Source organism: Gracilibacillus lacisalsi DSM 19029, assembly GCF_000377765.1.
Lineage (GTDB): Bacteria > Bacillota > Bacilli > Bacillales > Amphibacillaceae > Gracilibacillus > Gracilibacillus lacisalsi.
In genome coordinates this window covers 13,465-37,640 of record NZ_KB898683.1, presented here as the reverse complement: position 1 = coordinate 37,640, position 24,176 = coordinate 13,465, and the positions used below count along the sequence as shown (strand labels likewise).

The following is a 24,176-nucleotide window of genomic DNA, read 5'->3' as shown; positions in this document are numbered from 1 at the left end:
ATAGTCGTACCCTACGCTACATATGGTGGAGAAATCGACTAGCTGATTTCGGATAAGTGTTGTGGAGCATATCTTAACGAAGGCCGCCCACTTTCACTCCTGAGGGAATTGTTTGGCCTGAAGATCCACTTTTTCGAGGGTTTTTTGCTCGAAAAAGTTAGCTGAAGGGCAAACCCCACGGAAAGGGAAGTGGGCAGCCGGAGTGGTAGTTATCATCACGATATATTTCAAAATTATCTCTTAGGTGAACGCACATCTAATTATCTCGCAGTTTATATCGACTTCATTATTACAATTTTAATTATTTATTATCACTGAGCCATCAATATTAAAATGTTGCCATATTATAGTTATTTAAATTATGCCATCTTTATTGAAAATACGTTTGTTTTCGTATATATTCATAATTGGGATATTATTGTACAAAAGCACACCCTTTTTTACATATTTTACATAAATATATAAGAAGTGAAGTGGAACGGAGGGACAACCTTGTCAAATCGGTATGCAATTGTTTTAGCTGCAGGAAAAGGAACAAGAATGAAATCTAAATTATATAAAGTTCTTCATCCTGTTTTAGGAAAACCAATGGTACAACATGTGGTTGATCAATTGAATGGATTAGATCTTGCTAGTATAACAACTGTTGTTGGTTTTGGAGCTGAGAAAGTACAGGAACAATTAGGACAAACAAGCGAATTTGTTATTCAGGAAGAACAGTTAGGAACAGGGCATGCTGTACAGCAAGCTGAAAAATACCTAGCAAATAAAAAAGGTACTACCATTGTAGTTTGCGGTGATACACCATTATTAACGAAAAACACCATACAAGCTGTATTGAACCACCATGAGCAGGAACGTGCTGCTGTTACTATTTTAACTGCAAATGCAGAGGAACCTGCTGGATACGGAAGAATAGTAAGAAATGCAAATAATCAAGTTAGCAAAATTGTAGAACAAAAAGATGCGACAGAAGAGGAAAAAGCGATTCAAGAGATCAATACTGGCACATATTGCTTTGATAATGAATGGTTATTTGAAGCACTAAAGAAGGTATCTAATGATAATGCCCAAGGCGAGTATTATTTACCAGATGTGATCGAAATCGCACAAGCAGAAGGCCGAAAAGTAGCAGCTTATCAGACAGATAATTTTGAAGAAACAATTGGTGTTAATGATCGAGTTGCATTATCCCAAGCAGAAATACTTATGAAAAAACGTATTAATGAGCAACATATGAGAAATGGTGTAACGCTTATAGACCCTACCAATACTTACATAGGTACAGATGTAACAATCGGATCAGATGTTGTAATTGAGCCTGGTTGTGTATTAAAAGGAAACACAACCATAGAAGATGAAGCTGTAATTGGACCGAATTCAGAAGTGAATGATTGCCATATTGGAGCGAATACAGTACTTCGTCATAGCGTTGCAACATCAAGCTATATTGGTCAGCGCGTTCAAATTGGACCTTTCGCACATATTCGTCCGGATGCATCGATTGGTAACGATGTAAAAGTAGGTAATTTTGTTGAAATTAAAAAGTCAAAGATAGATAATAAAAGTAAGGTTCCACACCTCAGCTATATTGGCGATGCAGAAATCGGAAGTGGTGTAAATATTGGATGTGGAGCGATTACAGTTAATTATGACGGGAAGAATAAATTTAAAACAACGATAGAAGATGATGCTTTTATCGGGTGTAATGCTAACTTAATCGCACCAGTTACGATTGGTAAGGGAGCATTAGTTGCAGCAGGTTCTACGATCAATCAAGATGTACCAGGTGATGCATTATCGATTGGCCGAGCAAAACAAGTCAACAAAGAGCAGTACGCAAAGAAATATAAATAATTATTAAAAATCACATGGAGGTATACAAATGTCCTATAAGGATTCATCCTTAAAAGTATTTACATTAAACTCGAATCCAAGCCTAGCGGAAGAGATTGCAGCCAATATTGGGGTGGAGTTAGGAAAAAGCTCGGTAACAAAATTTAGTGATGGTGAGATTCAAATAAATATAGAGGAAAGTATCCGAGGTTGTGATGTATATGTTGTGCAGTCTACTTGTGAACCAGGTAATCAGCATATCATGGAGCTATTGATTATGATCGATGCATTAAAAAGAGCATCAGCAAAGTCGATTAATATTGTGATGCCTTACTATGGATATGCCAGACAAGACCGTAAAGCACGCGCACGTGAGCCAATTACAGCGAAATTAATTGCAGACTTACTGCAAACAGCTGGTGCTACCAGAGTAATCACGTTGGATTTACATGCACCACAAATTCAAGGGTTCTTTGATATTCCAGTTGATCAGTTAGTCGGTGTTCCGATTTTATCTAGCTATTGGAGCAAGAAAGGTCTAGAAGATATCGTGGTAGTGTCACCTGATCACGGAGGGGTAACGCGTGCAAGACAATTAGCGGATAGACTGAAAGCACCAATTGCAATCATTGATAAACGCAGACCGCGTCCAAATGTTGCAGAAGTGATGAATATAGTAGGTAATATCGAGGGAAGAACAGCGATTCTAATCGATGATATTATCGATACAGCAGGAACCATTACATTAGGAGCAAATGCTTTAATTGAAAATGGAGCAACAGATGTCTATGCTTGTTGTACCCATCCAGTATTATCAGGACCTGCAATCGAAAGAATCGAGAATTCAAAAATTAAAGAATTAGTAGTAACGAATAGTATTCCATTACAAGAAGAAAAACAAATCGATAAGGTAACGCAATTATCTGTAGCGCCTTTAATTAGTGAAGCGATTATTCGTGTACATGAACGTCAATCTGTAAGTATACTATTTGATTAAGTTTTCTGAAAAAAGAGGTTTAGCCTGTCACACTCGAGGGAAATATAGTAATATCAGTTATTTTCTATGGAGGGTGATTATTTTGGCAGCAACTTTGCAAGCGAAAAAAAGAGAGAATTTAAAAACTTCTAATACAAGAGCAATTAGATCAGCAGGAGAAGTACCAGCGATTATTTATGGTTATCAAGTAGAACCAAAAACAGTGGCAGTAGAAAGTATTGAATTATTAAAAACAGTAAGAGATGAAGGTAAAAATGCGATCATCTCATTACAAGTAGATGGTGATGCAGTTGATGTAATGCTGCATGATTATCAAATTGATCCATTAAGAGATGAATTAGTACATGCAGACTTTTATGCTGTTAACATGAAAGAAGAAATGGATGTACAAGTTCCAATAGTGTTAGAAGGTGAAGCAATAGGTGCTAAAGAAGGCGGCGTTCTACAACAACCATTATATGATTTGTCTATTAGAGCAAAACCTAAAGATATTCCTGAGCAGATTACAATCGATGTTTCAGATTTAGCTGTAGGGGATAGCATCTTAGTTTCAGATTTAAAAGTAGGAAGAAATTATGACATCCTAGAAGATGAGGGAACAACTATTGTTTCTATCTTAGTTCCAGACGAAGAACCTGCAGAAGACTCCGCTGTAGATGAACCGGCAGAACCAGAAGTTATTGAAGGGGATAAAAAAGAACACGGAGACAGTGAAGAATAAAAGACAAATGCGAAGGGTAAACCGGTTGGAGCTAGACATCACTTTTGTAAATTTCTTATGAATAATCAAGACGCAACTATCAAAAGTTGCGTCTTTTCACCGTTTTTTATGTTAAACTATAAGGAAGAAAAAATAGGTAAAGGAAGTCTTTATGCTATGAAATGTATCGTAGGTTTAGGAAATCCAGGCATTAAATATCAGCAAACAAGACATAATGTCGGCTTTATGGTAATCGACGAACTACTGGAGCGTCATGGTTGGACATTAAATAAAAGTAAATTTAAAGGACATTTTGCGATTGAATCTGTTGGAGGAGATAAAGTGATATTACTCCAACCGCAAACCTTTATGAACTTGTCTGGTGAATCACTCCGGCCATTAATGGACTTTTATAATCTTCAACCAGACGAAGTGACCGTTGTCTATGATGATTTGGATTTACCATTGGGTAAAATTAAGTTACGGCAAACTGGTGGACATGGTGGCCATAATGGTGTTCGCTCTTGTATTGATCAATTAGGAACAAAGCAATTTAATCGATTACGTTTTGGTATCGGCAGACCAGATAGTCCGATGTCTGTGATTGATTATGTTCTTGGAAAATTTGATGAAGAGGATCAGGACATATTAAAACAGTCGATTGATCATGCAGCTGATGCATTGGAAGCGTGGCTAAAACAGCCATTTCCAAAAGTAATGAATGAGTATAATTAGAATAACAGGACTTATCGCCAAGAACTAGCAAAGTCTTAGCATTCTTATCAATTTGTACATTTGAACATTCACTACGTCGACGGCTAACATCTAAAATATAAATAAGTCATCATCAAGTATAGTTTTTACCTTTATCGGGTAAAATAACAACTAATTACTATAGCTTTCTGATAAGGAGGCGTGAATGATGACTTTGTTATATACGTGTAAACATTGTGGTACGGAAATCGGAAGATTGAGGCCACAGATGTTGGATTTAGAAAAGATAGGTTGGAATGTATTATCGACAGAGGAAAAGAACCAACTGATGAATTATCAGCAAGATCAGACCGTTACACTACAATCTATTTGTGAAAATTGCCAACAGTTATTAGATCAAAATCCACAGTACCATGAGTTAGATTATTTTATTCAATAGGATAACCTCAACTCTCCTTTAATTACACAATAAGCTTTGGTATGTTCACCAAAGCATTTTTGTGCGTTTTGGCAATTATTGAAGAAATCAACATATATTAGTTTTAAGGTATTTAGGGGGAGCATTATGTATGAAATAAAACGATACTTACAAAACCGGGATGATGTCTATTCCATTATTAATGGGGTCGAATCCGGTTTGAAAGAACAATTAGTCTCGGGGTTATCTGGATCTGCCAGAAGTATGTTTACAACCCTGATACAAGAAGCTACTCACAAGAAAACATTAATTGTTACCCATCAATTAACACAAGCACAACAATTATATGAAGATATGTTAGAGTTTTCGCAAGAGAAAAATGTGTATCTTTATCCCGTTAATGAGCTGCTTGCTTCTGAACTAGCGGTCGCAAGTCCGGAATTATTAAGCCAACGAATCACTGCACTGATCAATTGGCTTAATACTGATAATGCCATTTTAATAGCGCCAGTAGCAGCTTTAAAGCGGATGCTGCCGCCTGTGGAGTATTGGCAAACATACCAACTTCATTTCGAACTCGAGCAGATTATTGACATCGATCAAACCTTAGAATATTTAGTTGAGATGGGTTATCTTCGCCGGGATATGGCTTCAAGCCCTGGGGAGTTTAGTTTGCGTGGTGGAATTTTAGACATCTATCCTATAACAGAAGAACAACCACTTCGGATTGAATTATTTGACGATGAAATTGATTCGATTCGTTACTATGATGCCGAATCACAGCGCTCACTGGAGAAGCAAGAGCAGGTTACAATTGTACCTACGACAGAATTGTTATTAAAGGATAGTGACCTAGTAGCTGCAGGTCAAAAACTAGAACAGTCACTTAACAAAACGGTGAAAAAGGTTAAGAATAAATCTGATAAGCAAGTTCTTACGGAGACGATTACGGCGGACATAGATCGTCTAAACCATTGTGAACGTTTTCAAGAAATAAGAAAATATGCTGCGTTTTTCTACGATGATAACTATAGTTTACTAGATTATTTACCAGAAGACGGATTTATTATATTGGATGAAATGAGTAGGATTCAGGAAACCGCCTCTCATTTGGATAACGAAGAGCAAGAATGGCTCAAAGATAATTTGCAAAGAGGTAAAGCTGTCGGTGATTCTAGGTTATCGTTCGATTGGAATGAAGTTTGGAACAATATGAAGCAGCAGCGGTTATATCTTTCGGTCTTTTTACGTCATATTCCAAATACAAATCCAACGAATATTGTGAATCTTTCATGTCGGGCAATGCAACAATTTCATGGGCAAATGAATTTATTAGAAAACGAAATGGACCGTTGGCATAAAGGGGAATTCTCCGTTATTATTTTGGCACCAAATCAAAGTAGAATGGAAAAAATACAATCTGTTCTGGAAGATTATCAGATGAGTGCCACGATAAGTGAGACCTTACCAAATTTACCGGTGCAGCATCCTGTAATTACCATTGGCAATATTAGTGGTGGCTTTGAATTACCGATGCATAAAATTGCCGTTATAACTGAAAATGAGTTGTTTAAACAAAAAACCACTAGAAAAAAACGCAAACAAAAAATATCGAATGCTGAGCGGATTAAAAGTTATCAAGAATTACAAGTTGGTGACTATGTCGTACATGCAAATCATGGTATCGGTCGATATATAGGTATTGAAACATTAGAAGTGAATGGCTTGCATAAAGATTTTATGCTTGTTAAATATTCAGGGGACGATAAGCTTTTCGTACCGATAGATCAAATAGATTTGGTGCAGAAGTATGTTGGTTCAGAAGGTAAAGAGCCTAAATTATACCGGTTAGGTGGTAATGATTGGAAGAAGGTCAAAAGCAAAGTACAATCCAAAGTGGAGGACATTGCAGATGACTTGATGAAGTTATACGCTGAAAGAGAAGCTGCTAAAGGCTATGCTTTTTCACCTGATACTGAAATGCAGCGGGATTTTGAAGCTTCGTTCCCATATCAGGAAACAGAGGATCAATTACGTTGTATCGAAGAAATTAAGCAAGATATGGAGAAAGAACAACCAATGGATCGCCTTCTTTGTGGAGATGTAGGTTACGGTAAAACAGAGGTTGCCATTCGTGCAGCTTTTAAGGCAATCGCCGATGGTAAACAAGTGGCGATATTGGTTCCGACAACCATTTTAGCGCAGCAGCATTATGAAACGGTAATGGAAAGGTTCCAGGATTACCCAATTAATATTGGTTTATTAAGCCGTTTTCGAACAAGAAAACAACAAACAGAAACATTAAAAGGCTTAAAAAATGGCACAGTAGATATTGTGATTGGGACCCATCGATTATTATCCAAAGATGTTAGCTATAAGGAGTTGGGACTGCTAATTGTTGATGAAGAGCAACGTTTCGGTGTAAAACATAAAGAGAAAATCAAGCAATTAAAAACGAATGTCGATGTATTAACGTTAACCGCTACACCAATACCAAGAACACTGCATATGTCAATGCTAGGAGTGCGTGATTTATCGGTGATTGAAACACCACCAGAGAATCGTTTCCCGATTCAGACCTATGTCATGGAGTATAATGCGCCTTTAGTAAGGGAAGCGATTGAACGTGAGTTATCCAGAGGCGGTCAAGTATTCTTTTTATATAATAGAGTGGAGTCTATCGATAAAATTGCCCAAGACATCCAAGCATTAGTAGAAGATGCCCGGGTAACTGTTGCCCATGGCCAGATGAATGAATCGGAACTAGAGAATGTGATGTTTTCCTTTTTAGAAGGTGAAGCAGACGTATTAGTGAGTACAACGATTATTGAAACAGGGGTAGACATCCCTAATGTCAATACCTTAATCGTTTATGATGCCGATCGTATGGGGTTAAGCCAGTTATACCAATTGCGTGGTCGGGTAGGGCGTTCTAATCGTGTTGCTTATGCTTATTTCACATATCAGCAAGATAAAATTCTAACGGAAGTTTCTGAAAAGAGGTTACAGGCAATTAAAGAGTTCACGGAATTAGGCTCAGGGTTTAAGATTGCTATGCGCGACTTATCTATTCGAGGTGCTGGGAATATCTTAGGTGCTCAGCAGCACGGCTTTATCGACTCTGTCGGTTTCGATATGTATTCCCAGATGTTGAACGAAGCTGTTGAAGCGAAGAAACAAGGCAAAGCTGTCGAAGAAGTACAGCCTTTTGAAGTGGAGTTAGACTTAAAAATTGATGCCTATATTCCAGATCAATATATACCAGATGAGAAACAGAAGATTGATATGTATAAACGGTTCCAGGCTATTTATTCACAAGAAGATGTTCATGATTTACGAGATGAACTAATTGATCGTTTTGGCGATTACCCAGAAGAAGTCGAAAATCTTTTCCACGTATCGACACTAAAAATGATGTCCAAGAAGGAACGAATCGAAGCGATCACAGAACGAAAACAAAAAATAGAAGTAATAGTAGAAGAAGAGAGAAGCCAAGAACTGGATGGTGCGAAATTATTTGAATTTGCCAATCAGTATGGCAGGCTAATTCAGTTAGGGACGGAGAATCGAAAGTTAAAAGTGGAGTTCCGCTTTGATAAGTCCCAATACATCAAGCGATATGAGATTTTAGAGGAATTTATCCAGACATTAAATGAGATGAAACAAACACCTGTAGCGTAGAATTATGAAATTATCTCCGAAAAAAGGTATAGTTTCCATTTTAATTAATCATACTAACCTTACAACATAATTATTTCTCTTAAAGAAATAATTGTATGTACTGCTCAATTATAGAAAGTGAGGTAAATGATTAATATGAAGGCTACAGGAATTGTACGTCGTATTGATGATTTAGGAAGGGTTGTTATTCCAAAAGAAATTCGCCGCACGTTGCGGATTCGTGAAGGTGATCCACTTGAAATTTTTGTGGATCGTGACGGTGAAGTGATTTTAAAAAAATATTCTCCCATTAGTGAGCTAGGTGATTTCGCAACTGAGTATGCGGAGGCATTATTTGATTCCTTAGATTTATCGGTACTTATTAGTGATAGAGACGAGATTATTGCCGTTGCAGGTGAATCGAAAAAAGACTACTTAGGTAAGCATATTTCGAAAAAGATTGATCAATTAATGGATAGTCGTGAATCGGTTATCGAAACGAATACTAACACATTAGAGATTATCGAAAATAAAGACGAGGAATTAGAAGCATATTTACTGCAACCAATCATTGCAGGTGGCGACCCGATTGGTTGTATGGTGTTGTTTACAAGGGAGAATAAGGATTTTGGTGATGCAGAGAAAAAAGCAGCCCAAGCAGCAGCAACCTTCCTCGCTAAACAAATGGAATAAGAACAACGGATAGTATAGAAGTATATTGCTTCTATACTATTTTTGTTTAGAAGTAAAAATGGCGCGCTAAATAGATAAACTGTGAAGTAAAGTGGACATTGATTTACTCTCCTCCATTCTTTCCTTGGAGAGTGCAACAAATCGCTCCGGCAGAATACTGCGCTTTCCATGGGCACGGCCTTAGCTTCCTCGGAAAGCCAAAATCGCTTTCCTGCGGGGTCTTCGGCTCGTACTGTTCCCATAGGAGTCTCCGTATTCTGCCTCTGCTAATTAATGTGTTCCAATTATAGAAAGAAATGAACTCAAGGAATTAAGCTTTTTGGGTTTCCTGTCACTTGATCAGAACAGTATACTAAGCTGCGGAAAAATGCGACACTCCTGTGGGACAGCGAGAGCTGAAGATCCACTTGGTAAAGTGGTTTTCTTTACCAAGTTAGCTGAAGCCGAGCCCACGGAAAGGGAGTATTTTTCCGCAGCGACGAATTAGCACTCAAATTCATAAGAATGGAAGAATGTTATACTAAACAGAATTTTCATTACTTCGCAGTATGTATCTAATTTGCAGTTGTTGAGAGTAAGCGTTATTTTGTTATACGAATTCTAATATCGTGTTCTATAGTTCATTTGAAATAATGGATGGGACATTATTCCTGCTTCATTTACTCATTATAGGTGATATCTTTGGCGGTTTTTAGTACAATAGTGTAATGTGTTATGGTGGAAAGGGAGGTGGAGAGTTTGGACGAGCAACAAATGGCGGTTAAGAAAGCGCTAAATAATAACGTGATTATCGCGACCCACCCATTATATAAGGAAGTTATCTTAATCGGTAAAGGGATTGGTTTTGGTAAGAACAAAGGAGATATTGTACCACAAGAACAGGCAGAAAAAACATTTCTGTTAAAGGATGAGCAAGAGCAGGCGCAATATAAACAATTGGTGTCATATATTGATCCACACGTTATGGAAGTGTTGCATGAGATTATGCTATTAATTGAGAAAAGAATGGATGAAACACTCCATGAGCATATCCATGTTGCTTTAACTGATCACTTATCGTTTGCAATTAGCCGTGCACACCAAAATGTACAATTTTCTAATCCTTTTCTTTTTGAGATCGAATCATTGTATCCGAAAGAATTTCAGGTAGCTCAAGAAGTTGTTTCCGTAATTCAAGAGCGTGTTGGTGTAACTTTTCCTGAAGGGGAAGTTGGATTCATAGCATTGCACATTCATAGTGCTGTAACGAACAAAACCATCCATGATATGAACCGTCATCATCAACTTATTTCGAAATTAGTAACCATCATTGAAGAGAATTTAAATATCGAGTTGGAACGAAATGATATTAATTATAACCGTCTTATACAGCATCTCCACCGTGCAATTGAAAGGGCTTATCAAGGCGAACAACTTGGTGAACAAACAAATTTAGCAAAAGTCTTGAAAACAACTTATCCGGTATGCTATAATCTTGCTTGGAAATTGATCAAAGTAATGCAACAACAATTACATATACGAGTTGATGAATCAGAAGTATTGTATCTAACGATTCATCTACAGCGATTAACGCAATCATAAACGTGTTACTGATACGATCAGGCATGAGTAAAAAGGTTGTTTTAGGAAAAGATAGGGGAGAAGTGTATACTTCTATCATTTTCCTAAAACAGAAAGCCTTTTACTCATGCCTTTTTTATTTGCTTACGTATATGAAGTGAATGTTCTGTGAACATAGCTGTTGCATGTATAAAAACAACAAGAGGAGGAAATAGATCATGTCCAATTTATTTGGTACCCTGCAAAAAGTAGGGAAAGCATTGATGCTACCGGTAGCATTATTACCAGCTGCTGGTATTTTACTTGCATTTGGTACAAGCTTTGCTCAAGATCAATGGGTAGAGAAATTCCCATGGTTTGGTAATGAAATTGTACAAACTATTTTAGAGGTAATGTCTGAAGCAGGTGGTGTAGTCTTTGATAACTTACCATTACTCTTTGCTGTCGGTGTTGCAATCGGTTTAGCAAAAGGTGATGGTGTTGCAGGTTTAGCTGCCATCATCGGATATTTGATTATGAATGTAACGATGAGTGTCTTTGGTGGTATCACAGATGGAATGACAGAAGAGGCTGCATATGAAAGTGTTCTCGGTATTCCAACCTTAGGTACTGGTGTCTTTGGTGGTATTATAGTCGGTATATTGGCCGCCTATATGTATAACCGGTTCTTTGATATTGAATTACCGCAATTTTTAGGTTTCTTCGCTGGAAAACGTTTTGTGCCAATTATTACTGCGTTTTCATCCTTATTATTAGGTATTGTGATGTATTTAGTATGGCCATTTGCTCAAGAAGGTTTAAATGCTGTTTCTCACTTTATGTTAGAAACAAATAGAACCCTTTCAACTTTTGTATTTGGTGTTATTGAACGAGCATTAATCCCGTTTGGTTTACACCATATCTTTTATTCACCGTTCTGGTTTGAATTTGGTACTTATACAAGTGCAGCGGGAGATGTTATTCGAGGAGACCAAACAATTTTCTTCGAACAGCTTAAAGACGGTGTAGATTTCACAGCTGGTAACTTTATGACTGGTAAATTCCCTTTCATGATGTTCGGTCTTCCAGCTGCGGCATTAGCGATTTATCATACAGCAAAACCTGAGAGAAAGAAAGTAGTTGGAGGTATCATGTTCTCCGCAGCTTTAACATCTTTCTTAACAGGTATTACTGAACCGCTTGAATTTTCATTCTTATTCGTAGCACCATTACTGTTTGCGATTCACACTGTTTTCGCAGGCTTATCATTTATGACGATGTACTTATTAGATGTAAAAATAGGTATGACATTCTCCGGTGGTCTAATCGACTATATCCTGTTCGGAATTATGCCTAACCGTACGGACTGGTGGTGGGTAATCATCATTGGTTTAATTTTCTCTGTTATCTATTACTTCGGTTTCCGATTTGCGATTCAGAAGTTCAATTTAGCAACTCCAGGTCGTGAAGATGAAGCACAGGATGCTGAAGAAGACGGAGAAGTGGACGATCGTCCATTTGAAATTCTAGAAGCAATGGGTGGAAAAGAAAATATTACAAACCTTGATGCTTGTATTACACGTCTGCGCGTAAGTGTAGATGATAAAGGCAAAGTAAATAAAGACCGTTTAAAACAACTTGGTGCTTCTGGAGTAATGGAAGTAGGTAACAATATCCAAGCTATTTACGGCCCAGTCTCTGATACGATTAGAGGTCAAATGCAAGACATTATGGATGGCAAAACACCAACGAAGAAAGCGGAGCCTGAAAAAGAGGCTGTACCATCTGACAATAATGTAGTGGGAGACCTTGATTTTGTTAGCCCAATGCAAGGGGAAGTAATGCCGTTATCTGATGTACCTGATCAAGTATTCTCACAAAAAATGATGGGAGACGGTTTCGCGGTTAAGCCATCAGCTAGTGAGATTGTGTCACCTGTTAATGGTAAAATCATTAATATCTTCCCAACAAAACATGCGATCGGTATTGAAGCTGATAATGGAACAGAAATTCTAATCCATATCGGTATCGACACAGTAAACCTAAAAGGGGAAGGCTTTACAGCTAAAGTGGCAGAAGGCGACGAAGTAAAACAAGGTCAAACCTTGATGGAAGTCGATCTCGACTTTATTAGCAACAATGCACCATCAACGGTAACACCAGTTATCTTTACTAACTTAGCAGAAGATCAATCAATCCAATTAATCAAGACAGGAAACATCAACAAAGAAGATAAAGACATCTTCCAAATTAATCAATAATAAAAACCACGCGTTTCAAAAACAACGAAACGCGTGTTTTTTTGCAATCAATTTTAGTGCATAGTATCCATAAACTGCGCAGTAACGAGGACAAGGAATTGCTCTCTACCATCATTCTTGACTTAGAGAGTGGTATGCAAACCGCTCCGGCAGAATACTGCGCTTTCCGTGGGCTCGGCTTCAGCTAACTTTGCAAAGAAAACCACTTTGCAAAGTGGATCTTCAGCTCTCGTGAGTCCCACAGGAGTCTCCGTATTCTGCCTACGCTATTGTTGTGCTCTGATTATAGAAAGGATAGAACTCATGGAACTAAACTCTTTGAATTTCTTGTCACTTGATCAGAATTGTATACTAAGCTGTAGAAAATGCGACTTCCAAAACTACATATGGTGAGAAATCGACTGGCTGATTTCGGATAAGTGTTGTGGAGCATAGCTTAACGAAGGCCGCCCACTTTCACTCCGGTGGGAACTGTTTGACCTGAAGATCCACTTTTTCGAGTGGTTTTTGCTCGAAAAAGTTAGCTGAAGGGCAAACCCCACGGAAAGGGAAGTGGGCAGCCGGAGTGGTAGTTATCATCACGATATATTTCAAAATTATCTCTTAGGTGACCGCACATCTAATTACCACATTACTTTGCAGTTTATATCGACTGCGAATCTGATAACAGTGCATGATTTGGTTTTTCTTTGTTACTAAAGATTGAAGCGATATATGAATTGGGGAATGATCGACTGTTTTTTCATCTAGATGTCACGTGTCTGTGTTATAATGGCAAGGAATTTAGAAAATGAAGGAAGAACAAGATGAATAATGATAAGAAAGACAACCAAGTTTATAGAGGTGCTTTTGCCCTCCTTTTAGCAGGTATACTAAGCAAAGTGATCAGCGCCTTTTACCGGATACCGTTACAAAATTTAACCGGTGATATTGGCTTCTATATTTATCAGCAAGTATACCCGATTTTAGGGATCGCCTTCATGTTAGCCTTATATGGCTTCCCTGCTGCAATCTCTAAGTTTTTAGCCGAGAATGGAAAAGAACAACACCACCAAAAGATCTACATATCGATTTTTAAGGTGATGATGAGCTTTGCAATATTTCTTTTTCTTACGCTCTTCTTATTAAGCCCTGTTCTTGCTAACTGGATGGGGGACCATCTGTTAACCGATCCACTCCGTCACGTTTCTTGGGTGTTTTTGTTTATACCTTTTGTTGCCCTATTTAGAGGGATTACCCAATCAGATCAATGGATGGAACCGACTGCTTATTCGCAAATGATCGAACAGTTATTACGCGCTACTATCATTATTGTTACGGCAATACTGATATATCAAGGGCACCTACACGTATACAAAATTGCGGATGGAGCAATGATGGCAAGTATTATCGCATTGAGTATATCTTTTATTTTCATTTATTTATATGCTACAAAAAGTAGCACATGGAATCACGGCCATTCATCGAAAAGTATACCCATTAGTCACTTAATCTCCCCGGTCATTGTTGCTGGGCTTATCATCAGTATGAATCATATGTTGTTATTGCTTATGCAGCTAGCTGATGCATTTACAATGGTTCCAGGGCTACTTACATTTGGTGAAACATTAAGAGAGGCTACAGCGACAAAGGGAGTTTTTGATAGAGGACAACCATTATTACAACTAGTGACCGTTGTTGGATCATCATTTGCAATGGCATTGGTTCCACAAGTAACGAAAATAAACTGGCAAATTAGCAGAGAAGAAACCATCGAAAAGCTTCAATTAACAACTAAATATTGTATATTACTTTCCGTGGGAGCTACAGTAGGTTTGTTTACATTATTTCCTGAAGTGAACCAGTTATTGTTTCAAAATCAACTAGGTACTTCTAGTTTGCGAATATTAACGATTTCTCTATTGTTTACTTCTTTAACAGTAACGACCGCCTCTACTTTGCAAGGGTTTGGATATATGAAGTGGACGGCGATTATTCTTTTTTTAGGATTATGGGTTAAAATGGTGCTGAACTACTTCCTTATTCCTTTATGGGGGATGGATGGAGCTGCTATAGCAACTGTTAGCACCTTAATCATTATATGTATGACGAACTTTTTGTTGCTCCGATCGGTATTAAACGGAGACCGATTATTTGTGATCCCTTGGATAAAGGTAATAATAGCGAGTTTAGTGATGGCGGTTGTGTTAGCTATTTTAAAACAGATAGCCTTCTATTTTAATTCGTTCGAGAATCGATTAGCTCTATTCCTTTTTGTAATAGGGAGTGTAATAATCGGCTTTATCGTCTATGCTATTGTTGTTGTTAAGTGGCGTATTTTAACGAGGAATGAGCTTGCACCGCTCCCACTATTAAATAGATGGAAGAAAGGATAGGATATAAGAACATGAAACCTTTTATCGAAATTATTGGTCTTGGTGGAGGAGATATCAATCAGCTCCCATTGGGAATATATCGAAAGCTCACAAGCGAACAACAAGTATGTTATGTAAGGACGCTCGACCATCCGGTAATTCAGGCATTGCAAGAGGAATCGGTAGATTTTCATTCGTTTGATGATATCTATGAAAAGCACGATCATTTTGATGCAGTGTACCATGAAATCGCTAGGAAATTATTAGATACGGCTAACGAGAAGGGGAACATTGTTTATGCAGTGCCAGGTCATCCAATGCTTGCTGAGCAAACCGTACAGTTATTAATACAAAGTCAAGAGGTGGAGGTAGAGATTGTCGGTGGCCAAAGTTTCTTAGATGATTTATTTTCTGCATTAAAAATAGATCCGATCGAAGGATTTCAATTTGTAGATGCGACCTCATTCAGCCGCCGTCACCTGCAATATCAACAACATCTTGTTTTTTGCCAAGTATATGATGCTTTTATTGCATCAGAGGTGAAGCTAACTTTGTTGGAGGACTTACCAGCAGATTATCCAATTTATTTAGTGGAAGCAGTTGGTAGTAAAGAAGAGTCTATTCAAGAAATCCCGTTAGTCGAGTTAGATCAGCAAATGCAGCTAAGTAACTTAACAAGTGTCTACATCCCACCGATAGACAAAGAAAAACTTCATCACCAATTTTATCGTTTGAAAGAAGTGATTGCAGCTTTAAGAGCACCTGGAGGGTGCCCGTGGGATCAAAAGCAAACACATGAAACATTAAAAAAATATTTAATTGAAGAAGCTTATGAAGTGATCGAAGCAATAGATAATGAAGATGATGAAGCATTGGCAGAAGAACTTGGTGATGTACTGCTGCAAATCATGTTACATAGTCAAATTGGAGAAGAAGCAGGATTTTTCACCATTGATGACGTAATATATAGTATCACAGAAAAAATGATTCGACGTCATCCACATGTCTTTGGTGAATTAGAGGTTGAAGATGAAACAGAAGTAATCAAAAATTGGGAAGCTATCAAAAAGGAAGAAAAGAGAGAACAACAGCCAACGATTTTATCCGAATTGAACAAAGGGTTACCAGCAACATTACTAGCAGAAGAAATCCAAAAAAAAGCTGCGAAAGTAGGTTTTGATTGGAGTGAACCAGATTCGATTTGGGCCAAGGTTTATGAAGAGTTAGAAGAATTTGAAAATGCAAGGGAATATGAAAGTTTTGAGGCGCAAGAAAAAGAATTTGGAGATATACTATTTGCAATGATCAACTTAGGAAGATATTATAAAATTAATCCAGAAATAGCTTTAATGCGAACTAATCAAAAATTTATACATCGTTTTCAATTCGTAGAGCAAAAGGTGAAGGGAAGTGAACGAGCTTGGGAGTCTTTCACATTAAATGAATTGGACCAATTTTGGGAAGAGGCAAAGCGTCTTGAAAACGAATGACAATGTAGAGGAAGGGAATTATCGATGCGACTGGATAAATTTTTAAAAGTTTCTCGTTTAATTAAACGAAGGACCCTAGCAAAGGAAATTGCAGACCAAGGTAGAATTCTTATCAATGGTAATGTTGCGAAAGCTGCTACTTATGTAGCGGTGGGTGATGAAATGAAGATTCAATTTGGTCAAAAACTATTAACCATACAAATTGATGATTTAAAAGAAACGGTCAAAAAAGATGAAGCAAGTAATTTATATACGATTAAACATGAGGAATATATCAATCAATAGTGTTCTATTAAGTTCTAAACTTGTCCCTTTATTCATATATTAGTGATGGATAAAAGGGAGGGAAAAACTAATGAATTACTATGATAAAAAAACGATGCCAGCACCACAAATGGAACACCACGTGAAAATGACCAACCGTCGTCTCTTGGAGATAGATGGAGTCAAAGAAGTTGATAGCTTTGATAGTGAAGAGTTTCTACTGCAAACCGTTATGGGTTATCTAGTTATTCGTGGAGATAATTTACAAATGAAAAACCTCGATGTAGAATCTGGCCATGTTTCCATTAAGGGTAAGATTTATGAATTATCTTATTTGGACGAGCAACATGGGGAGAAGGCTAAAGGTTTGTTTAGCAAGCTATTCAAATGACATTAAGTACACAATTTATCACAATCATAGCGATGGTGGTATCTGGTGTCTATCTCGGTGCTAGTTACCATACGTTCAAACGGCTGGAACGATTGTGGACCTCAAGCATACTATGGAAATATGTGTTGGAGATTCTCTTTTGGCTCATACAAGCAGCGATTCTCTATTTTATATTGTTTTTTGTCAATGAAGGAATTTTAAGATTCTATATATTTTTGGCAGTGCTATGTGGTTATGCGATGTTCAAAAGCCTTTTCGAACAGGCTTTTGGACGCGTTGTAGATACGTTAATCCGAATTGCACTTCGTATTTATCGCTTTCTATACCGAATAATAGAAATTTTAGTTGTAAAGCCTATCGTATTTATCGTATCATTAATAGTAGTATGTATTAGCAAAGTATTTATCGCTTTATATTCATTGCTATTATTGCTATTAAACGTATTGGGGTGGCCGGTAAAGATGATTCTTTCTATCTTACAGCCATTATTACCAAAAAATGCAAAGAAATATTTACATCCTTTTTATCGATTTTATAGTAAAATAAGAAGAAAAGAATAATTTCCACAAGGGAGGCACTGGTGAATTATGGCTAAACGCAACAAGGTATCTCGTATCAATGACGCCTATATTGAACAATACGACGCTCAAGTAAAACGTCAAAAACGCAGAAAAAAGAAATTATATCGTAGATTAATGTTATTTGGCATAATTGTCTCCGTCACCATGGTTAGCCTCATTACTTTTCATATTAATCAACGTGTGAAATATCAGGATATGCAACAGGAATATACGGAGCTTTCCGAAGAATTAACTACTCTTCAAAACGAAGAAAAGAAACTGACTGAAGAAATAGAGCTTTTAAATGATGAAGAATATTTGTTGCAAATTGCAAAAACGAATTATTTCTTTACGGAAGAAGGAGAGATCGTCTTTAAATTGCCAGAAGAGGATCCATCTTATTGACACCGTTTTAATTGCTTGGCTATAATATAGTTGTAGTATATTTTTTTAAAATTTAAGGAGGAGCAATTTTTTTATGTCAATCGAAGTAGGCAGCAAGTTGCAGGGAAAGGTAACAGGAATCACTAATTTTGGAGCGTTTATTGAATTACCTGGAGGTAAAACAGGTCTAGTTCATATTAGTGAAGTTGCCGATAATTATGTAAAAGACATTAATGAACACTTAACTGTCGGTGATGAAGTAACAGTTAAGGTTCTTAATGTGGAAGACGATGGTAAAATCGGTTTGTCTATTAAAAAAGCAAAAGACAATCCACCGCCATCTAATCGTCGCAAAAATCAAGGAAATCCAAAAAATAACCGCGAAAGAGGCGAATCATTTGAGCAAAAAATGAATCGTTTCTTAAAAGATTCTGAAGATCGCTTAGCGACTCTTAAAAAGCATACAGAATCAAAACGCGGAGGACGAGGGGCGAGAAAAGGCTAAAACTTGCTGTCTATGTAACGTAAAGAAGACGGATGTGACTCGTAATTATATATTATAAAGAAAAAGCTATCGATCAAATGATCGGTAGCTTTTTCAGTGTAAGGGGTAAGTGTATAGAATGGAGGTACTGGATTAACTATAGAATCCTTCGCAAATAAACATATTAACACAAATACATAAAACTATCTCGAGGATCTACGCTGTCCAACCTCCCATAGAGAGTGCACCGAATACCGCTCCGGCAGAATACGGCGCTTTCCGTGGGCTCGGCTTCAGCTAACTTTGCAAAGTGGATCTTCAGCTCTCGCTGTCCCACAGGAGTCTCCGTATTCTGCCTCCGCTATTTTAGTTCTCTAATTATAGAAAGAAATGAACTCATGGAATTAAATTTTTCTGTTTTATTACAGTGATAATTGGCTGGGAATGCCCCTTTTCCATAGACGTACCCTATGTTACATATGGTGAAGAAAACGACTGGATTATTTCGGATAAGTGTTGTGGAGCATAGCTTAACGAAGGCCGCCCACTTCCACTCCTGAGGGAATTGTTTGACCTGAAGATCCACTTTTTCGAGCGGTTTTTGCTCGAAAAAGTTAGCTGAAGGGCAAACCCCACGGAAAGGGAAGTGGGCAGCCGGAGTGGTAATTATCATCACGATATATATCAAAATTATGCCTTAGATTACCGTATCACATTACTTTGAACAAATAGAGCTTTCATTACTTCGCAGTATATATCTACATCGAATCAAATAGAGTTGTATTAGTTTATATAAAAAAAGACTTAGGCAGTTGCCTAAGTCTTTTGCTTTATAGCGGCGGAGGGAATCGAACCCCCGACCTCACGGGTATGAACCGTACGCTCTAGCCAGCTGAGCTACACCGCCATGATATAAAAATAGGGTTGTCTTATTTGAAAGACACAAAAAATATAATACAACAGCTTTACCTATCTGTCAACAAACAACTTCAAATTTTTTATTATCTTTTCTGTATCTACAAGGTCTGTCAAAAAAATTGAAAGAAATCAAAGGAAATGTAAGAAGAAAATGTCGTTTGGTTCTTTATATAAAGAATAGCGTCGAACTTTTTAGAACGGCATCTTCCTTGTTTTGACAAAATATCGAGAGGAGATGTGATTTAATGTGGACAGAGGAGTGATATAAATGAACACATATACGGATAATAAACCAAAATCTTTTTTTTCTAGTTCTCATCCGATGATGAGTAACTTACGTCAAAAGATCGGTCAACATTGGACAAGCTTATTGTTTGAGAAAGGTTTGCTTATTTGTATTATCGGTTTTCTATTAGGAAGAGCTGTCATTTTATCGACACTTTCACCATTTGTCATCGCCTTTGTTGCGGCAGTCTGGTTTTTACGTCGAGACAAAGTACTTCCCCTTATTACATTCTCATTAATAGGAGCTTTTACATACGGTCTGTCACATAGCTTCTATATATTTTTATCTATTTCTATCTTAATAGTCCTCTCCTTTTTTATCTATCAATCGAAATCGGTCGAGAGGATCTTACCGTTTTTCGTCTTTTTTGCAGCAAGTATTCCTAGAATCAGTACTTATGCGATGACAATGAAGCTAACATATCTGGAGTGGGTCATCGCTCTTGTTGAGGGAATATTAGCAGCTGTTCTATTACTAATCTTTATGCAAAGTATTCCATTATTATCACCAAAAAGATATAAACCAATCCTAAAAAATGAAGAAATTGTTTGTTTTATCATTTTATTAGCTTCGGTACTAACAGGAGTGATTGGTGTAGAAATCTATGATGCGCAAATGGAACAGGTTTTAGCACGATATTTAGTATTGCTTCTTGCATTAGTTGGTGGTGCTGCAATTGGTTCCACTGTTGGGGTTGTGGCAGGATTAATATTGAGTCTTGCCAGCATCGCCAACATGTTTCAAATGAGCTTATTAGCTTTCTCAGGCCTATTAGGTGGGTTACTGAAAGAAGGAAGAAAGCTAGCTGTCAGTTTAGGGTTATTAATTAGTACGTTGTTAATCAGTTTATATGGCGAATCCTTTGATTATCTGGCAACTGCATTAATGGAATCAGCGTTAGCGATATTATTGTTTTTAATAACACCGAGCAAATTGATTAAACAGATTGCTAAATATATACCTGGAACGGTTGAACATACCAATGAGCAAGAGCAATATTTGCAAAAGGTTCGAAACGTGACTGCCCATCGGGTCGAACGGTTCTCTAATGTCTTTAAAGCTTTGTCTCGCAGCTTTCAAACAGAATCTAACCAATGGCAGGAACAGGATCTAGAAGTGGACTACTATTTAAGTAATGTCACGGAAAAAACTTGTCAAACATGCTTCAAAAAAGAAACCTGTTGGGTACAACAATTTGATAAAACATACGATTTAATGCGAGATGTCAAAGATCAATTGGAGACAGATAACCAATTGAATAATATAACGAACAGACAATTTGAAAATCACTGTATTAAATCTCGTAAAGTGATTGATATCATGCAACAAGAACTATCCTTTTTTGAAGCAAACAAACAACTGAAGAAACAAGTGTTAGAAAGTAGACGTTTTGTCGCAGATCAATTAAGTGGTGTATCAGAAGTCATGGAGAATTTCGCTAATGAGATTCTTAAAGAAAAGGAAAACCATGAGCAACAGGAAATTGAAATAGTTGCGGCGTTAAAACATGTAGGGATTGAACTAGAAAAACTAGATATTTATAGTTTGGAGAAAGGAAACATCGATATTGAAATGGTGATTGCGTTCCAGCAATACCATGGAGAAGCTGCCAAACTGATTGCACCAATTCTCTCTGATATTTTGGATGAAACGATCATTGTCGTTACGGAAGACCTTTCTCCTCTAGCAAAAGGGCATAGCTTTTTTACCTTTGGTTCTGCCAGGAAATTTGTCATTAATACTGGGGTGGCACACGCAGCTAAAGGAGGAGGATTAATATCAGGGGATTGTTACAAATCAATGGAGCTTGGTGCCGGAAAATATGCTTTAGCTATAAGTGACGGGATGGGAAATGGAGACAGAGCACATGAAGAAAGTACCGAAACATTACGGTTATTACAACAAATCTTAGAATCTGGTTTGCACGAGCAGGTAGCAATTAAATCGATTAACTCCATCTTAGCACTTAGAACAAATGAAGAGATTTATGCAACATTGGATTTGGCAATGGTAGACCTCCACCATGCAGTAGTTCGCTTTTTAAAAGTAGGTTCTACTCCTAGTTTTATTATGCGAAGTGATGCTGTAGAGAAGATAGAGGCTAGCAACCTTCCAATCGGGATTATTCAGGAGGTAGAAGTTGATGTTGTCAGTGCACAATTGAAAGCAGGCGATTTCTTAATCATGATGAGTGATGGGATATTTGACGGTCCGAAAGAGATAGAGAATGTCGATCTATGGTTGAAGCGAAAACTGCTAGAAATGGAGACGAAAGAGCCTCAAGAGATCGCTGATTTATTACTAGAAGAGGTGATTCGAACTCAAAGTGGTGAGATTGAAGATGATATGACGGTATTGGTAGCTCAAATTACGGAAAATCAGCCACAATGGGCACCTATTCGTTCTTTTCGACAATTTGAAAGAGAGGACATTAGTTAATGACAAGCAGGTCAAACGTATAATTCCCCCCATTATTGGCGAACCTTACTAATAATAAACGACCAATAATAGGAGGAAAATGTATGAAAACGGGGACACTTAAACAAATTCTTTTAATTACGGATGGTTGCTCGAACCAAGGAGAAGATCCAGCACTAGTAGCTAGTTTAGTAGCCGAACAAGGAATTACGGTTAATGTCATTGGCATATTAGAAGATGATCATACAGAACAACCAGAGGGATTGGAAGAAGTAGAAGAAATCTCTGAAAACGGCCAAGGGGTTAGTCAAATTGTTTATCAGGATGCCTTAGCACAGACCGTTCAAACTGTGACCAAACAAGCGATGACGGAAACGTTGCAAGGTGTGGTGAATAATGAATTAAAGCAAATCTTAGGTAGTGAAAAAACAATGGAAGAATTACCTCCAGATCAGCGTGGGGAGGTAATGGAAGTAGTGGACGAACTAGGAGAGACTTGTGATTTAGAAGTATTAGTACTCGTTGATACAAGTGCTAGTATGACCAATAAACTACCAACTGTTCAAGAAGCTCTTATTGATCTTTCCATCAGTATGAATGCAAGAATTGGGCGAAGCCGTTTTGCTGTATATCAATTCCCGGGACGGAAGAAGCCGATTCAACAATTAGTAGATTGGACATCGAAACTAGATTCCATCACTTCTATTTTTGCCAAAATATCAAGCGGTGGTATTACACCGACTGGGCCTGCTTTAAAAGAAGCCATGTATCAATTTGGTAAGAAGACGTTACGAAGGAGATTTACGAGCGATGATTACACAGACATCGAAGAAGCCTGATATTCAGTTAAGAAAAGGACAAATTGTCAAAGGTAAATGGCACCGTCATCATTACCATGTCGTAAAAAAACTGGGGAGTGGTGCGATAGGATCTGTTTATCTTTGTGTACACGAAAACAAACAAGTAGCACTGAAAATCAGTAAACAAAGTGCTTCTGTGAGTTCTGAAGTAAACGTATTGAAGTCCTTCCAAGCGGTTCAAGGTTATCACCTTGGACCTTCTTTGATAGATGTGGATGATTATCAGGCTCATAATGGCTTTACCTATTCTTTTTATGTAATGGAATATATATCTGGTGAGTCGTTACATGATTTTATGCGAAGAAATGGTCATGAATGGTTAGTATCTCTTTTGATCAAATTTGCTAATGATTTACACGTATTACATCAGCAAGGGTATGTATTTGGTGATTTAAAGATAGAAAATTTAATTGTATCACGTAAGCCCGTTCAATTAAGATGGGTTGATGTTGGTGGGACAACCTTACAGGGTAGAGCAATTAAAGAGTATACTGAATTCTATGATCGTGCGTATTGGCAATGCGGTTCACGTAAAGCTGACCCAGGCTACGATCTCTTTGCGTTAGCAATGGTGATTTTGCGTGTCTATTATCCAAATGGTTTTACAAAAGGAACTAATCCTAAAAAAACGTTACAACAGAAAATCAATCAAGCAGTGACAATCGATCCATTGAGAAAACTATTACTGATGCTCATTAATAATTCTATAACCGAGGCAAAACAGATAAAAGATTATTTGTTAAATTATTTTATTCATCAGAAGTCAAAACGAGATAAGAGAAGACAGCATCAAAAAGCAAAAAGCTCTCATGAAGCATTATATCCTTTTCTTGAAATAGGTAGTATATTAACCATTGGAGGTGCCTGTTATCTTTATGTTACATTTTTTATGTGATAAAAAGATTTTATCATTCATATTATGTTAAAATAATGTAAACAAGATTGGATG

General features: G+C 37.4%; 19 protein-coding genes and 1 tRNA gene. 19 read left to right on the top strand and 1 reads right to left on the bottom strand.

All coding sequences use genetic code 11. The features are described from left to right. Nucleotides 1-492 precede the first annotated feature (492 nt). The 16 genes from glmU to D569_RS0120300 all read left to right on the top strand — a co-directional run bounded on the left by glmU (nucleotide 493) and on the right by D569_RS0120300 (nucleotide 18,766). Complete coding sequence (gene glmU / locus D569_RS0120375) at nucleotides 493-1,857, top strand: bifunctional UDP-N-acetylglucosamine diphosphorylase/glucosamine-1-phosphate N-acetyltransferase GlmU (protein ID WP_018934288.1); 1,365 nt, start codon at nucleotides 493-495, stop codon at nucleotides 1,855-1,857. Between the two features lie 28 nt (nucleotides 1,858-1,885). Continuing rightward, nucleotides 1,886-2,833 (top strand): ribose-phosphate diphosphokinase, encoded by a 948-nt coding sequence (locus D569_RS0120370; protein ID WP_018934287.1) that lies wholly within the window; start codon nucleotides 1,886-1,888, stop codon nucleotides 2,831-2,833. Nucleotides 2,834-2,915: 82 nt separating this feature from the next. Next, nucleotides 2,916-3,554: a 50S ribosomal protein L25/general stress protein Ctc gene (locus D569_RS0120365; protein ID WP_018934286.1), complete on the top strand. Its 639-nt coding sequence runs from the start codon at nucleotides 2,916-2,918 to the stop codon at nucleotides 3,552-3,554. Between the two features lie 156 nt (nucleotides 3,555-3,710). Next, nucleotides 3,711-4,268: an aminoacyl-tRNA hydrolase gene (gene pth, locus D569_RS0120360; protein WP_026287411.1), complete on the top strand. Its 558-nt coding sequence runs from the start codon at nucleotides 3,711-3,713 to the stop codon at nucleotides 4,266-4,268. A 184-nt stretch (nucleotides 4,269-4,452) separates the two neighbouring features. Further along, a complete protein-coding gene (fin, locus tag D569_RS0120355) occupies nucleotides 4,453-4,686 on the top strand; it encodes an anti-sigma-F factor Fin (RefSeq protein WP_245548532.1) in 234 nt (77 codons plus the stop codon). Between the two features lie 126 nt (nucleotides 4,687-4,812). Continuing rightward, nucleotides 4,813-8,346 carry a transcription-repair coupling factor gene (mfd, locus tag D569_RS0120350; protein ID WP_018934283.1) on the top strand — a complete coding sequence of 1,178 codons (3,534 nt, stop codon included), beginning with the start codon at nucleotides 4,813-4,815 and terminating at the stop codon, nucleotides 8,344-8,346. A gap of 135 nt (nucleotides 8,347-8,481) precedes the next feature. After that, nucleotides 8,482-9,018, top strand: coding sequence for a stage V sporulation protein T (gene spoVT / locus D569_RS0120345; protein ID WP_026287410.1), 537 nt, complete (start codon nucleotides 8,482-8,484; stop codon nucleotides 9,016-9,018). A gap of 714 nt (nucleotides 9,019-9,732) precedes the next feature. After that, the gene (gene glcT, locus D569_RS0120340) at nucleotides 9,733-10,599 is read left to right on the top strand and encodes a glucose PTS transporter transcription antiterminator GlcT (RefSeq protein WP_033405274.1); all 867 of its coding nucleotides are present in this window, start codon (nucleotides 9,733-9,735) and stop codon (nucleotides 10,597-10,599) included. A 197-nt stretch (nucleotides 10,600-10,796) separates the two neighbouring features. Then, entirely contained in the window at nucleotides 10,797-12,818 is a 2,022-nt protein-coding gene (gene ptsG, locus D569_RS0120335; RefSeq protein WP_018934280.1) for a glucose-specific PTS transporter subunit IIBC, read from the top strand. A gap of 806 nt (nucleotides 12,819-13,624) precedes the next feature. Further along, entirely contained in the window at nucleotides 13,625-15,193 is a 1,569-nt protein-coding gene (locus tag D569_RS0120330) for a putative polysaccharide biosynthesis protein (protein WP_018934279.1), read from the top strand. An 11-nt stretch (nucleotides 15,194-15,204) separates the two neighbouring features. Next, nucleotides 15,205-16,662 (top strand): bifunctional methyltransferase/pyrophosphohydrolase YabN, encoded by a 1,458-nt coding sequence (yabN, locus tag D569_RS0120325; RefSeq protein WP_018934278.1) that lies wholly within the window; start codon nucleotides 15,205-15,207, stop codon nucleotides 16,660-16,662. Between the two features lie 24 nt (nucleotides 16,663-16,686). After that, nucleotides 16,687-16,947, top strand: a complete 261-nt coding sequence (locus D569_RS0120320) for an RNA-binding S4 domain-containing protein (protein ID WP_018934277.1) — start codon at nucleotides 16,687-16,689, stop codon at nucleotides 16,945-16,947. A gap of 70 nt (nucleotides 16,948-17,017) precedes the next feature. Continuing rightward, nucleotides 17,018-17,317: a sporulation protein YabP gene (gene yabP / locus D569_RS0120315; RefSeq protein WP_018934276.1), complete on the top strand. Its 300-nt coding sequence runs from the start codon at nucleotides 17,018-17,020 to the stop codon at nucleotides 17,315-17,317. Then, nucleotides 17,314-17,877 carry a spore cortex biosynthesis protein YabQ gene (gene yabQ, locus D569_RS23205; RefSeq protein ID WP_018934275.1) on the top strand — a complete coding sequence of 188 codons (564 nt, stop codon included), beginning with the start codon at nucleotides 17,314-17,316 and terminating at the stop codon, nucleotides 17,875-17,877. The genes yabP and yabQ overlap by 4 nt, the downstream gene beginning before the upstream one ends. 27 nt (nucleotides 17,878-17,904) lie before the next feature. Next, complete coding sequence (locus D569_RS0120305; protein ID WP_018934274.1) at nucleotides 17,905-18,282, top strand: FtsB family cell division protein; 378 nt, start codon at nucleotides 17,905-17,907, stop codon at nucleotides 18,280-18,282. A 73-nt stretch (nucleotides 18,283-18,355) separates the two neighbouring features. After that, nucleotides 18,356-18,766 carry a S1 domain-containing RNA-binding protein gene (locus tag D569_RS0120300; protein WP_018934273.1) on the top strand — a complete coding sequence of 137 codons (411 nt, stop codon included), beginning with the start codon at nucleotides 18,356-18,358 and terminating at the stop codon, nucleotides 18,764-18,766. A gap of 812 nt (nucleotides 18,767-19,578) precedes the next feature. Here D569_RS0120300 and D569_RS0120295 read toward each other — a convergent pair. Next, nucleotides 19,579-19,652, bottom strand: a tRNA-Met gene (locus tag D569_RS0120295). 279 nt (nucleotides 19,653-19,931) lie between these two features. Here D569_RS0120295 and spoIIE point away from each other — a divergent pair. The 3 genes from spoIIE (at nucleotide 19,932) to D569_RS0120280 (ending at nucleotide 24,122) form a co-directional block, all read left to right on the top strand. Then, on the top strand, nucleotides 19,932-22,388 hold the full coding sequence (spoIIE, locus tag D569_RS0120290; protein WP_018934272.1) for a stage II sporulation protein E: 2,457 nt from the start codon (nucleotides 19,932-19,934) through the stop codon (nucleotides 22,386-22,388). An 83-nt stretch (nucleotides 22,389-22,471) separates the two neighbouring features. Then, nucleotides 22,472-23,206: a vWA domain-containing protein gene (locus tag D569_RS0120285; RefSeq protein ID WP_018934271.1), complete on the top strand. Its 735-nt coding sequence runs from the start codon at nucleotides 22,472-22,474 to the stop codon at nucleotides 23,204-23,206. Beyond that, nucleotides 23,178-24,122, top strand: a complete 945-nt coding sequence (locus D569_RS0120280) for a serine/threonine protein kinase (protein ID WP_018934270.1) — start codon at nucleotides 23,178-23,180, stop codon at nucleotides 24,120-24,122. Before D569_RS0120285 ends, D569_RS0120280 begins: the two co-directional genes overlap by 29 nt. Nucleotides 24,123-24,176 lie beyond the last annotated feature (54 nt).